Consider the following 13,075-nt stretch of genomic DNA (forward strand, 5'->3'; position numbering starts at 1 on the left):
GAAAAAGAACCAATGACCACCGTCCCGAACGAAATCAACGCCGCCGCCGTCAAGAACAGCCCTACAGAAAAAGTCACTCCCATGATGGCCCAGTACCTCGCCATCAAGGCCGAATACCCGGACATGTTGGTGTTCTACCGCATGGGCGATTTCTATGAGCTGTTCCACTCCGACGCGGAAAAGGCGGCGCGCGTGTTGGGCATCACATTGACAGCGCGCGGCAGCTCGGGCGGCCAGCCGATCAAGATGTGCGGCGTGCCTTTCCATTCGCTCGAAGGCTACCTGGCCAAGCTGGTCAAGATCGGCGAGTCGTGCGCGATCTGCGAACAGATCGGCGACCCGGCCACCAGCAAGGGCCCGGTCGAACGCAAGGTGCTGCGCGTGGTCACGCCAGGCACGCTGACCGACGCCGACCTGCTGCCGGAAAAGGCCGAACGTCCGCTGCTGGCGATGTGCATCATCAGCCAGCGCAAGGTGGCCACGGCCGGCCTGGCATGGCTGTCGCTGGCCAGCGGCGCGTTGAAGCTGATGGAATTCTCCGGCGACACCCGCACCGTCACCGCCCGCATGCAGCAGGAGCTGGAGCGCATCGCGCCGGCCGAGGTGCTGCGCGGCGATAACGCCGACCTGTTCGAAGAAACCCTGAGCTGCCACGTCAACCGCGTGCCGGACTGGCACTTCGACGTCGTCGGCGGTCACAAGGCGCTGCTCGACCAACTGAGCGTGGCCACGCTGACCGGCTTCGGCGCCGACGGCCTGGGCGCGGCGTTCGGCGCGGCCGGCGCGCTGCTGCGCTACGCCCAGTCCACGCAAGGACGCGGCCTGCAACACGTGCGCACGCTGACCACCGAAACCGAAAACGAATTCATCGGCCTCGATGCCGCCACCCGCCGCAACCTGGAGCTGACCGAGACCATCCGCGGCCAGGAATCCCCTACCCTGTTCTCGCTGCTGGACCACTGCCGCACCGCGATGGGTTCGCGCCTGCTGCGCCACTGGCTGCACCACGCGCGCCGCGACCAGGCCATCGCCCGCTCGCGCCACCAGGCCATCGCCGCGCTGGGCCAGGCCGACGCCACCGGCACGCTGTCGCACACGCTGGCGCAGGTGCCGGATATCGAACGCATCACCACCCGCATCGCGCTGCTGTCGGCGCGTCCGCGCGACCTGGCCAGCCTGCGCGACGGCGTGCAGCAACTGCCGGCGCTGCGCCATGCGATGCAGCGCGCGCTGGGCGACACCGACGGCCTGCTGGCCGCGATCCACGCCGACATGGCCACGCCCGAAGCCTGCCTCGATCTGCTGCAACGCGCGGTGGCGTTGGAACCGGCGGCGATGGTGCGCGACGGCGGCGTGTTCGCGCGAGGCTTCGACGCCGAGCTGGACGAACTGCGCGCGCTGTCCGAGAACGCCGGCCAGTTCCTGGTCGACCTGGAGACACGCGAACGGGCCCGCACCGGCATCGCCAACCTGCGCGTGGAGTACAACAAGGTGCACGGCTTCTACATCGAAGTCACGCACGGCCAAACCACCAAGGTGCCGGACGACTACCGCCGCCGCCAGACCCTGAAGAACGCCGAGCGTTACATCACGCCGGAACTGAAGGCCTTTGAAGACAAGGCCTTGTCGGCGCAGGACAAGGCGCTGGCGCGCGAGAAGATGCTGTACGACCAGCTGCTGGGTGACCTGGCGCCGTTCATCGGCAGCCTGCAAACGATCTCGAAGGCGCTGGCGCAGCTGGACGCCCTGACCTCGCTGACCGACCACGCGCTGCGCCACAACTGGTGCGCGCCGCAGCTGGTGGATACGCCATGCATCAACATCGCCGAAGGCCGCCATCCAGTGGTGGAAAACCAGATCGAACGCTTCATCGCCAACGATTGCCGCTTCGTCGAAGACCGCCGCCTGTTGCTGATCACCGGTCCCAACATGGGCGGTAAATCGACCTTCATGCGTCAGGTGGCGCTGATCACGCTGCTGGCCTACGTGGGCAGCTACGTGCCGGCCACCAGCGCGACCATCGGCCCGATCGACCGCATCTTCACCCGCATCGGCGCCACCGACGACCTGGCCGGCGGCCGTTCGACCTTCATGGTGGAGATGACCGAATCGGCGGCGATCCTGAACGGCGCCACCGAGCATTCGCTGGTGCTGATGGACGAAGTGGGCCGCGGCACCTCGACCTTCGACGGCCTGGCGCTGGCGTGGGCGATCGCGCGCCACCTGATCGACACCAGCCGCAGCTTCTCGCTGTTCGCCACCCACTACTTCGAACTGACGCAGCTGCCGGAAAGCCATCCGACCGCGGCCAACGTCCACCTGTCGGCGGTCGAGCACAAGGACAGCATCGTGTTCCTGCATGCGGTGCAGGACGGCCCGGCGTCGCAGAGCTACGGCTTGCAGGTGGCGCAGCTGGCCGGCGTGCCGCAGCCGGTGATCAAGGCCGCGCGCAAGCACCTGGCGCGCCTGGAAGCGCAGGCGCTGGACGCCACGCCGCAGCTGGACCTGTTCGCCGCGCCGACCACCGACGCCGACGACGAGGAACTCGACGCGCCGGCGCACAGCGCGCCCGCAGCCGCCAGCCCGGCGATGCGCGAGCTGCTGGAAGCGCTCGACGATCTCGATCCCGATGCGCTGACCCCGCGCGAAGCGCTGGAGCGCCTGTATCAGATCAAGCGCCTGACGGAGACGGCACAGGCATGATGCCGCTGCGCGTCCTGCTGACCGCGACGCTGGCCGGCCTGGCCGCGCTGGCCGCCGGCCAGGCGCAAGCCGTGCAGCCGGCCATGCGCGGCTTCCAGTTCGGCGTGATCGGCCACTCGTTCAAGAGCGGCCCGGATGAATCGGTGCTCAGGCGCGCCATCGCCGACGCCACGCAGACCGCGCCCGCCTTCATCGTCGCCACCGGCATCAAGTCCAGCACGGAGCCTTGCAGCGACAAGCTGTATGCCCAGCGCCGCGCGCTGCTGAGCGAGGCTGCGCCGCCGATGATCGTCTCGCTGGCCGGCAGCGACTGGAGCGCTTGCGTCAATTCGATCGGCCGCTCGAACGCCATCGAACGCCTGAACCGCCTGCGCGAACTGTTCTACGCCGACGGCGAATCGCTGGGCGAGCGCCGGCTGCCGTTGACGCGACTATCGTCCAGCGCCAAGTTCCGCAGCTACGCCGAGAACGCGCACTGGGAATACGGCAAGGTGCTGTTCGCCACCATCAATCTGCCGGCCAACAACAACCACTTCCGCGCCGAGGCGGGCCGCAACAGCGAGTATGAAGACCGGCTGGTGGCCAACCGCGCCTGGCTGCACCGGCTGTTCACGCTGGCGGAGCGGCAGAAGATGCAGGGACTGGTGCTGTTCTCGGACGGCGACGTCGGCGTGCAGGTGGAGCAAGGCTTCTCGCTGCTGCCGAGTTTTCAGTCGAAACAGGATGGCTTCGCCGAACCGCGCCGGCAGATACGGGCGATGGCGGAAAAATTCAAAGGGAAGGTGCTGCTGGTCGATACCCAGGGCGGCGCCGGGACCGAGCCGTCCATCGTCTGGCGCGGCAATGTGGGACATATGAGCCTGGCCGCGGAATGGGCCGAGGTGCGCGTCGCACCCGGCACCGCCACCCTGTTCACGCTCAAGGGCGGCAGCGCCGAGACGACGCCCTGACGTCATTCCCGCGAAAGCGGGAATCCATGCCGACTATACTCAGCCTCAGCATGGATACCCGCCTGCGCGGGTATGACACTGAAGCTTAGTGGATCGGGTGGATGGCGACGTGATCGCCCTCTTCGCCTTCGTCGTCTTCGTCACCGTGGTGGTGGCCGTGGGCGCCGTGCACGTGGCCGTGGGCGATTTCTTCGTCCGAGGCTTCACGCACTTCGGCTACGCTCAGCGCGAAACGCAGCGCCATGCCGGCCAGCGGGTGATTGCCGTCCAGGACCACTTTGTCGTCGGCGATTTCGGTGACGGTGAAGATCATCGCTTCGTCGCCATCGTCGCCATCCGGCATGCCTTCGAACTGCATGCCCACTTCCAGCGGCTCCGGCAGGCGGTTGCGCGGCTCGACCTTGACCAGCGCTGCGTCGTAGTCGCCGAACGCATCTTCCGGCTCGATCTGGATGATGGAGGAATAGCCGACTTCCTTGCCGTCCAGTTCTTCTTCAATTTTTGGCAGGGTGTTCTCGTAGCCACCATGCAGGTAGACCATAGGCTGACGGCCGTCTTCGATCAGATTGTCCTGGGCATCGGACAGCTTGTAATTCACAGTCACGACCGTGTTCTTGGCAATCTTCATTTTGTAATTCCTTTCTGTATATAAGCCCCGGAATTATACCTTGGATCGCCAGGCGAACCGCCGCCAGCCCGACAATCGACGCCGCGATGGTTATAATGAGCGCATGAAAAAATTACCTCTCCTCGGCGATATCACGCCGGCGCAGTTCCTGCGCGACTACTGGCACAAGAAGCCCCTGCTGATCCGTAACGCCATCCCCGGCTTCAAGCCTTTGCTGAACATGGAGGCGCTGACCAAGCTGGCCACGACCAACCACGCGGAATCGCGCCTGGTGACCAATGTCGACGGCCAGTGGAATATGCAGCACGGCCCGCTGGAAAGCCTGCCGCCGATGGACCAGAAGGAATGGACCATGCTGGTCCAGGGCGTCAACCTGTTCGACGCCAAGGCCGACGCGCTGCTGCGCCAGTTCCGCTTCATTCCCGATGCCCGCCTGGACGACCTGATGGTCAGCTTCGCCACCGACGGCGGCGGCGTCGGCCCGCACTTCGATTCCTACGACGTGTTCCTGCTGCAAGCGCAGGGCCAGCGCCGCTGGAGCATCGGCCCGCAGAAGGACCTGACCCTGGTCGAAGGCCTGCCGTTGAAGATCCTGGCCAATTTCAAGCCGAACGAGGAGTTCGTGCTCAATCCGGGCGACATGCTGTACCTGCCGCCGCACTACGCGCACGACGGCATCGCCATCGGCGACTGCCAGACCTATTCGATCGGTTTCCGCTCGCCGTCCTACCAGGAGCTGGGCGAAGCCTTCCTGCAGTTCATGGCCGATTCGATCGACCTGCCGGGCCGCTACGCCGATCCGGAGCTGGAGGCGACCTCCAAGCCGGCGGAAATCCCGCGCCACATGCTGAGCGCGATCGCCGACGAAATGAACAAGGTCCGCTTCACCGAGGAAGACATCACCATCTTCCTGGGCGAATACATGTCCGAGCCTAAGCACAACGTGTTCTTCACCGGCCCGGCCAAGCCGCTAACGGTCGGCAAGTTCGCCGAAAGTGCGGCGAAAAAAGGCCTGGTGCTGTCGCGCAAGACGCAAATGCTGTACCGCGGCAAAAATGTCTTCATCAACGGCGAATCGTTCGGCGTCGGCCGGGCCGACAAGGTCACGCTGGAGCTGCTGGCCAACACCCGCGCGCTGGACGGCGCTGCGCTGGCCGAGGCGTCGGACGACGTCATGGACGCCCTGTACACCTGGTACACGGACGGCTGGATCGAGTTGGGCTAAACACTGGCAAAGGGAGGCAGCATGGAAAGGCAAAGTATTCCATTCACCACGAAGGCGGAGTTTCTCCAGCATTTGTCCAGCTGCATCACCCGCGCCGAGCACAAGCTGACCATGTTCGATCCGGATTTCGCCATCTGGGAGCTGGGCAGCAGCGCCACCGACGCCCTGCTGCGCCACTTCCTGAGGGCCGGCGGGCATTTGCAGCTGGTGGCGCACGATGGCCATGGCGTCGAGCGCGACGCGCCCCGTTTCCTGCGCCTGATCAAGGACTACGGCCACCTGGTTGAGGTGCGCCGCAGCAGCCAGCAGTTGCGCCAGCTGACGGACTCGTTCTGCATCGCCGACGATCGCGATATCGTGCGCCGTTTTCATGCCGATCATTTCCGTGGCGAAGCAGTTTTTGACGGGCCGGAAGATACCCAAACCAGTGCCGACCGTTTTATTACGATTTGGTTAGAATCTACGCCCGGTTTGTTCGCAAACTCAACTGGATTATGAGTCAGTTCAAGGTAAAATGCCGGAGTTCGATGCGAACGCTGGTATTCTGTGCTGATTCTGCTAAAGTAGAGTCGAAACCGAAATGTTGCGATATCGCAAAATAGTTGTGCTTACAGCTGTTTGTCCTATTGCGACGCACTAAAAATCGCTATAATATTCGGTTAGGAAGTTTCCGTTGTCTGGCAGGCACCATTTCAGGTTACGAAAGCCTTCGAAGACGACCTAATGAGCGATAATTACCGGTAATTATTAATCGCAACAATTGTGTTTAATTTTGAATTAATTAAGGAAAACCCCATGAAAAAATCCCTGCTGATCGTTTCCCTGCTGGCTGTTGCTCTGGCTGCTTGCTCGAAAAAAGAAGAAGCTCCTGCTGCTCCAGCTCCAGTAGCTGCTCCAGAAGCCGCTGCTCCAGCTGCTGCTCCAGCACCAGCACCAGCTGCTGACGCTGCTGCTCCTGCTGCCGCCGCTCCTGCTGCTTCGGACGCTGCTGCTGCTCCAGCCGCTTCGGCTGCTGCTGCTCCTGCTGCTTCGAAGTAATCAGCTTGCGAAAAAAAAACCGGCCTTCGGGTCGGTTTTTTTTCGTCTCAAGCTTTTGTACAAGCATAAAAAAACCGGCTAGCAGCCGGTTTTCTTTTTAATGAAACGCTTTATTTCAGTTGCTCGTGCAGCAGCGTCAGGATCTTATCTGCGACCGGAGTGGTTTCCGCTTTACCGGCATTGCTCAACACGGTAACGGTGCTGCTGTTACCCGCGCCGGCTTTCACCGAAATACGATAGCGCTGCGCTTCCTTATCGGCTTCCGACGACGAGCCCCAGCTGAACAGCTTGCCGAAGAAGCCCTTGGTTTCGGTGGCATCGTCGACATAACGCACGAAGTAAGTACCCTGGGTACGGTCGCGGTCTTCAACGGTGAAGCCGGCACGGTCCAGCGCCAGGCCTACACGGCGCCAGGCGCGGTCGAAGCCCTCGTCCACCTGCACGGCGCGGTCGGCGCCAGCGCCCACCAGCGATGCATGCTGCGGTTGCACAATGGCGGTATCGACGGCGGTCTTGGCTTGCGCCACTTCCGAGCCGTTGCCCAGCTTGGTCATCAGACGCGCCAGGAATTCAGCCTCCAGGCCCGGATCGTTAGGACGCGGAGTCCAGGTGGTCGATTCCTTCTGGGCGCCGGTGACAACTTCCTGGGCGCCACGGTGGCTGATGTAGATCTCGCTGGCGCCATCGGCGCGGCGCTCGATGCGAGTGCGGAACTTGTCGCGCTCGCCGCTCGAATAGACCGAGTCAAATACCTTGCCGATGGTATTGCGGATGAAATCTTGCGGGATCTTCGCGCGGTTTTCGTTCCATTCGGTTTCCATGGTGCCGGCGGTGGCGTTTTCCTTACCCAGCACAAAGCCCGAATCTTCCCAGAACTGCTTCAGCTGCGGCCACAGTTGCTCAGGCGTCTGCTTGATCACCAGCCAGCGCTGGTTGCCGTCGCGCTCGACCTTGATATCGTTGATGCTGGTCGGCACCACGGTACCGGCGGCAGGCGTGCCCGGCATGATGGCGGCAGGACCGCTGGCGATGCCCTTGGAGGCGTTGTAGCCGGAAGCGGTGGCGACGCCGTTGTTCGAATCCGGCAGCGAGTAGCGGTTATCTTTCTGCAATTGCGTCAGATCCGGCGGCACGTCCAGCGTGCTGGCCTTCTTGGCGGACTTGTAGTCCACTTTATCATTACCGACTACGGAGCTGATCATGCCGCAACCGGTCAAACTGGCCATCAATGCGCCTACTACGACGGCGCGCTGCGAGGAAATAGAAGCTGTCTTGCGAATAGTCATGTCGTTACTGTTTAAGAAGCTGAAAAGCAGCAAATCAGGGATGATCCGAACCGAAGTCGGGGCTTGTTGCTAAGGTTTTTACAGTACGCCGGCTTCTCGCAGGGCCGCGCGTACCGCTTCGTGGCATTCGGCCGCCAGCGGCACCAGCGGCAGACGGATGCCGGCTGGCATTTTGCCCATTTCCGCCAGCGCCCATTTGACCGGCACCGGATTCGGCTCGATGAACAGTTTCTGGTGCAGCGGGAACATTTTATTGTTCAGCTCCACGGCCTTGGCGAGGTTGCCGGCAATCGCCGCTTCGCACATGTCGGCCATGTCGCGCGGGGCGACGTTGGCGGTGACGGAGATGTTGCCGGCGCCGCCGGCCAGCATCAGGGCCATCGCGGTCGGATCGTCGCCGGAATACACGGCGAACGATTTCGGCGCCAGGCGCAGCAGGTCGTAACCGCGGCCGATGTTGCCGGTCGCGTCTTTCACGCCGACGATGTTCGGGATTTGCGCCAGGCGCAGGATGGTCTCGTTGCTCATGTCGGCTACGGTACGGCCCGGCACGTTGTACAGGATCACTGGCAGGTCCACCGCTTCGGCGATGGCCTTGAAGTGCTGGTACATGCCTTCCTGGGTAGGACGGTTGTAGTAGGGAACCACTTGCAGCGTGGCGTCCGCACCGGCTTCCTTGGCGTAGCGGGTCAGCTTGATCGCCTCGGCGGTCGAGTTGGCGCCGGCGCCGGCGATGATCGGGATGCGGCCCTTGGCGTGAGCGACCGTCGCCTTGATCAGCGCGCAATGCTCTTCCACACTCACCGTGGCCGATTCGCCGGTGGTGCCGGCGATGACGATGCTGTCCGTACCTTCGGCGATGTGCCAGTCGATCAGCTGATTCAGACCCTCGAAGTCCAGACTGCCGTCTGCGTTCATCGGGGTGACGATTGCTACTATGCTGCCCTTAATCATAGGTAACCACTGCATAAAGTATTAAAACAACGATTGTAGACGATAGGCCGCGAATATGGTGCATTCCGGGTGACATATCGGCCATCAAAATGGTGGCAAAAGGGCCGCCACGCGGGGGAAATCTGGCTTCACGGCGCATAGACGTTGCACCATGGCAGCTTTTGGCGTATCGATGACGCCGTCCTCGAAGGCCACCACCCGCAAACCGTGGGTGGCTGCCCATTCCAGCAGTTCGCCGGCTTGCAGCAAAAAGGCGGGATTCGATGGTTTGCCGAACTGCGCATTGCCGTCCGCGAAGGTCTCGTAGATCAGCACGCCATTCGGCGCCAGGCTGTCCAACATATCGGCGATTAGCGGCCGATGCAGGTAGTTTGTGACCACGATGCCGGCAAATCGATCCGGACCGAAGGGCCAGGCGGCGCCAGCCTCTTCCAGGTCGATGGCGGAGGTGATGATTTCCGGTCCGGCCGCGGCGGCCAGCGCTTCGGCATCGCGGTCCACCGCCACCACGGCATGGCCGAGCGAGGCCAGGTGACGCGAATGGCGGCCGCTGCCGCAGGCCAGGTCCAGCACTTCGCCGCCCGGTATCAATGGCGCGTAACGCCGCACCCAAGCTGAGATCTGTTCACTCATGTGTAAGCCAGGCCCATCGCTTCGCGCACGTCGCGCATGGTTTCCAGCGCCAGCTTGCGGGCCGCGTCGTTGCCATCGGCGACAATGGCACGCACCAGCGACGGGTCGTCCAAGTACTGCTGGGCGCGCTCGTGCATCGGCTCCTGCTCCTTGACGATGGCGTCGATCACCGGCTGTTTGCACTCGATGCAGCCGATGCCGGCGGATTTACATCCTTTTACCACCCATTCCTGGGTGGCGTTGTCGGAATACACCTGATGGAACTGCCAGACCGGGCAACGGGCCGGATCGCCGGCGTCGGTGCGGCGCACGCGGGCCGGGTCGGTCGGCATGGTGCGGATCTTCTTTTCGACCGAGGCTTTGTCCTCGCGCAGCGCGATCGAGTTGCCGTAGCTCTTGGACATCTTGCGGCCATCCAGCCCCGGCAGGCGCGAGGCAGCCGTCAGGCGGGCCTGCGGCTCGACCAGGATCAGCTTGCGGCTGCCTTCCAGGTAACCGAACAGGCGCTCGCGGTCGCCCATCGACAGGCTCTGGGCGTCGTCCAGCATGGCCTTGGCCTGCTCCAGCGCCTCGTCCTTGCCGTCCTGCTGGTATTCGGTGCGCAGTTCGTTGTAGAGCTTGGCGCGCTTGCTGCCCAGCTTCTTGACGGCGTCCTGCGCCTTTTCTTCAAAGCCTTTTTCCTTGCCGTACAAGTGATTAAAACGCCGCGCAATTTCGCGCATCATCTCGATATGCGGCACCTGATCGTCGCCCACCGGCACCTGGCTGGCGCGGTAGATCAGCACGTCGGCCGCCTGCAGCAGCGGGTAGCCGAGGAAGCCGTAGGTGGCCAGGTCCTTGTTGGACAGGTTCTCGATCTGGTCCTTGTAGGTCGGCACGCGCTCCAGCCAGCCCAGCGGCGTGGCCATCGACAGCAGCAGATGCAGTTCGGCGTGCTCCGGCACCCGCGACTGGATGAACAGCGTGGATTGCGACGGATCGACGCCGGCCGCCAGCCAGTCGACCAGCATCTCCCAGGTACTGCGCTCGATGACGGACGGATCGTCGTAATGCGTGGTCAGCGCGTGCCAGTCGGCCACGAAGAACAGGCAAGGCAACTCGGACTGCATCTTGATCCAGTTCTTCAAGGCGCCGTGGTAGTGGCCCAGGTGCATGGCGCCAGTGGGGCGCATGCCGGATACAACACGATCGGGGTACATAATCAGACTCAGTTCAGTAGGAAAATAAGGGGGTACAACAGCACGTGGAAAATGCTCTGCAAGATGTGCATGCCGCCAATCAGGAAACCGGTCAGCATACCAAACTGCATCATCAGGATCAGACCGATGAACACATACATGCCATAACGCTCGATCTGCGCATATTTACGGGCCAGCGGCAACGGCAGGATGCCGGTGACGATACGGCCGCCGTCGAGCGGCGGCAAGGGAATCAGGTTGAAAATGCACATGGCCGAATTGACGCCGATGCCGGCCTTGCTCATCTCGATGAAGAAGTCATCCTGCGGCACGCTCAGCGCGTAGGTCAGCACCACCCACAACGCCATCCACGCCAGGCCCATGGCGAAGTTGGCCGCCGGACCGGCCGCCGCGACCAGCGCCATCTGCTTTTTCGGGTTGCGCAAGCGGCCGTAGTCGACCGGCACCGGCTTGGCATAGCCGAGCGCGGGCAGGTGCAGCAGACTGAGGATCAGCGGCAGGATCACTGTGCCGAAGGGGTCGATGTGGCGCAGCGGATTGAGGCTCAGGCGGCCTTCATTGGCGGCGGTGGGGTCGCCGAAGTAGCGGGCGACGTATCCGTGTGCGGCTTCATGCAGGGAAATTGCAAAAAGAACAGGGATCAGGTAGACCGCGATGGTCTGGATAATACTGTCGGTTTCGTTCATGAGGGGGATTTTACCAGAGGCTACGGAGTGTTCTTGCTGCGCCGTCAAGGGCCGGCGCACGTGCCCAATTGAAAGCCTGACAATGACAGCCCAGGCTTAGGCCAGGCTTACAGGCCAAACATGGCCGCATCGCCCCTGCCCTGGCGCACCAGCTCGGCGCCCGCCCCACTGAGGTCGATCACCGTGGTCGGTTCCAGGCTACAGGCGCCGCCGTCGATGATCAGCTCGATCTGCTTGCCAAGCCGCTCGCAGATGGTGTCGGCGTCGTTGAGCGCGTCTTCCTCGCCCGGCATGATCAGGGTCGTGCCCAGCAGCGGCTGCTGCAATTCTTCCAGCAGCGCGTGGACGATGGCGTCCTCCGGCACCCGCAGGCCGATGGTCTTGCGCGATGGATGGCTGAGCCGGCGCGGCACGCACTTGGTCGCTTCCAGGATGAAGGTGAACGGCCCCGGCGTGGCCGCCTTGAGCAGGCGGAACTGGCGATTGTCGACCCGCGCGTAGACGCCGATCTCGCTCAGGTCGCGGCACAGCAGGGTCAGGTGGTGTTTTTCGTCGATGCCACGGATGCGCCGCAGCCGTTCGACCGCCGCCTTGTCGTCCAGATGGCAGACCAGCGCGTAACAGGAATCCGTCGGCACGGCGACGATGCCGCCGTCGTGCACAATCTGCGCCGCCTGCTTGATCAGGCGCGGCTGCGGATTAACGGGATGGACCTGAAAAAATTGACTCATATGGCCGCTGCCGGGGCAAGCTGCCGGCCGCTGTTATTAACGGTTAAGATTGTACGCTACGCAAGGCGGCAATACGTTGCTCAAACGGCGGATGGGTCGAAAACAATGCCGTCCAGCCACTACCGGCCGTGATGCCGGCCGCCGCGATCGACTGCGGCAAGGCGCCCGGCTCCATGCCGTTCAGGCGCGCCAGCGCGTGCTGCATCGGCACGCTGCTGCCCAGCAGCTTGGCGGAACCGGCGTCGGCGCGGAATTCGCGCTGGCGCGAGAACCAGGCCACGATCAGCGACGCGGCCAGGCCGAAGATGATTTCGCAGACAAACACCGTCACCATGTAGCCGATGCCGGGGCCACGGCGTTCATTGTCGTTATTTTTCAGCAGCATGTTGTCGACGAAGAAACCGACCACGCGCGCCAGGAACACCACGAAGGTATTCACCACGCCCTGGATCAGGGTCATGGTCACCATGTCGCCGTTGGCGATGTGGGCGACTTCGTGGCCCAGCACGGCTTCCACCTCGTCGCGGTTCATGTTTTCCAGCAGGCCGGTGGAGACGGCCACCAGCGCCGAATTCTTGAACGCGCCGGTGGCGAAGGCGTTCGCTTCGCCGTCGTAGACCGCCACTTCCGGCATGCCGATGCCGGCGCGCTCGGACAGCGCCTTGACGGTGTTAACCAGCCACAGCTCGGTCGAGGACGACGGCGCGGCGATCACGCGGGCGCCGGTCGACCACTTGGCCATCGGTTTGCTGATCAGCAGCGAGAAGATCGCGCCGGCAAAGCCGACCACCAGCGAAAACGCCAGCAGGCTGCCCAGTTGCAGCGTGTTGCCCGATCCCGGACGACCGATACCCAGCAGCGACAGGACGATGGACAGCACCAGCATCACGGCGAAGTTGGTGGCGATAAACAGGATGATGCGTTTCATTGGAGGTCTCCGGTACGGACAAAGTTTGTCCAAATCATAAGGTATGACCGGGCGAACGCAAATTCAAGATACAAGGTTTTACATTGCGCCGGTAATCGGCGCGGTAATTTACCG

The 13,075-nt window shown here is 63.0% G+C and carries 13 protein-coding genes; 5 read left to right on the forward strand and 8 right to left on the reverse strand.

Annotation, left to right across the window (positions count from 1 at the left end; translation table 11 throughout):
• The first annotated feature begins 12 nt into the window (after positions 1-12).
• Positions 13-2,703, forward strand: coding sequence for a DNA mismatch repair protein MutS (gene mutS / locus V6M89_RS23850; protein ID WP_332855528.1), 2,691 nt, complete (start codon positions 13-15; stop codon positions 2,701-2,703).
• Positions 2,700-3,653, forward strand: coding sequence for a hypothetical protein (locus tag V6M89_RS23855; protein WP_332855529.1), 954 nt, complete (start codon positions 2,700-2,702; stop codon positions 3,651-3,653). The genes mutS and V6M89_RS23855 overlap by 4 nt, the downstream gene beginning before the upstream one ends.
• Positions 3,654-3,738: 85 nt before the next feature.
• Here V6M89_RS23855 and V6M89_RS23860 read toward each other — a convergent pair whose 3' ends face one another.
• Positions 3,739-4,281: an FKBP-type peptidyl-prolyl cis-trans isomerase gene (locus V6M89_RS23860; RefSeq protein ID WP_332855530.1), complete on the reverse strand. Its 543-nt coding sequence runs from the start codon at positions 4,279-4,281 to the stop codon at positions 3,739-3,741.
• A 103-nt stretch (positions 4,282-4,384) separates the two neighbouring features.
• Here V6M89_RS23860 and V6M89_RS23865 point away from each other — a divergent pair, with 103 nt between their 5' ends.
• The 3 genes from V6M89_RS23865 (at position 4,385) to V6M89_RS30450 (ending at position 6,544) form a co-directional block, all read left to right on the forward strand.
• Complete coding sequence (locus V6M89_RS23865; RefSeq protein ID WP_332855531.1) at positions 4,385-5,506, forward strand: cupin domain-containing protein; 1,122 nt, start codon at positions 4,385-4,387, stop codon at positions 5,504-5,506.
• Positions 5,507-5,527: 21 nt separating this feature from the next.
• Positions 5,528-6,004: a DUF7931 domain-containing protein gene (locus V6M89_RS23870; RefSeq protein ID WP_332855532.1), complete on the forward strand. Its 477-nt coding sequence runs from the start codon at positions 5,528-5,530 to the stop codon at positions 6,002-6,004.
• 297 nt (positions 6,005-6,301) lie between these two features.
• Entirely contained in the window at positions 6,302-6,544 is a 243-nt protein-coding gene (locus tag V6M89_RS30450) for a hypothetical protein (RefSeq protein WP_116990225.1), read from the forward strand.
• A 110-nt stretch (positions 6,545-6,654) separates the two neighbouring features.
• Here the strand turns inward: V6M89_RS30450 and bamC are convergent, their stop codons facing one another.
• The 7 genes from bamC to htpX form a co-directional block, all read right to left on the reverse strand.
• Complete coding sequence (gene bamC / locus V6M89_RS23880; RefSeq protein WP_332855534.1) at positions 6,655-7,770, reverse strand: outer membrane protein assembly factor BamC; 1,116 nt, start codon at positions 7,768-7,770, stop codon at positions 6,655-6,657.
• Positions 7,771-7,908: 138 nt separating this feature from the next.
• Entirely contained in the window at positions 7,909-8,784 is an 876-nt protein-coding gene (dapA, locus tag V6M89_RS23885) for a 4-hydroxy-tetrahydrodipicolinate synthase (RefSeq protein WP_332855535.1), read from the reverse strand.
• An 84-nt stretch (positions 8,785-8,868) separates the two neighbouring features.
• On the reverse strand, positions 8,869-9,417 hold the full coding sequence (locus tag V6M89_RS23890) for a class I SAM-dependent methyltransferase (RefSeq protein ID WP_332855536.1): 549 nt from the start codon (positions 9,415-9,417) through the stop codon (positions 8,869-8,871).
• Positions 9,414-10,616, reverse strand: coding sequence for a tryptophan--tRNA ligase (locus V6M89_RS23895; RefSeq protein ID WP_332855537.1), 1,203 nt, complete (start codon positions 10,614-10,616; stop codon positions 9,414-9,416). Before V6M89_RS23895 ends, V6M89_RS23890 begins: the two co-directional genes overlap by 4 nt.
• Before the next feature lie 8 nt (positions 10,617-10,624).
• A complete protein-coding gene (locus V6M89_RS23900; RefSeq protein ID WP_332855538.1) occupies positions 10,625-11,302 on the reverse strand; it encodes a site-2 protease family protein in 678 nt (225 codons plus the stop codon).
• A 107-nt stretch (positions 11,303-11,409) separates the two neighbouring features.
• A complete protein-coding gene (locus V6M89_RS23905; RefSeq protein WP_332855539.1) occupies positions 11,410-12,033 on the reverse strand; it encodes an L-threonylcarbamoyladenylate synthase in 624 nt (207 codons plus the stop codon).
• Between the two features lie 43 nt (positions 12,034-12,076).
• Positions 12,077-12,961, reverse strand: coding sequence for a protease HtpX (gene htpX, locus V6M89_RS23910; protein WP_332855540.1), 885 nt, complete (start codon positions 12,959-12,961; stop codon positions 12,077-12,079).
• Positions 12,962-13,075: the final 114 nt, after the last annotated feature.

Origin of the sequence: Duganella sp. S19_KUP01_CR8, from assembly GCF_036688705.1 — a bacterium.
Lineage (GTDB): Bacteria > Pseudomonadota > Gammaproteobacteria > Burkholderiales > Burkholderiaceae_D > Rugamonas.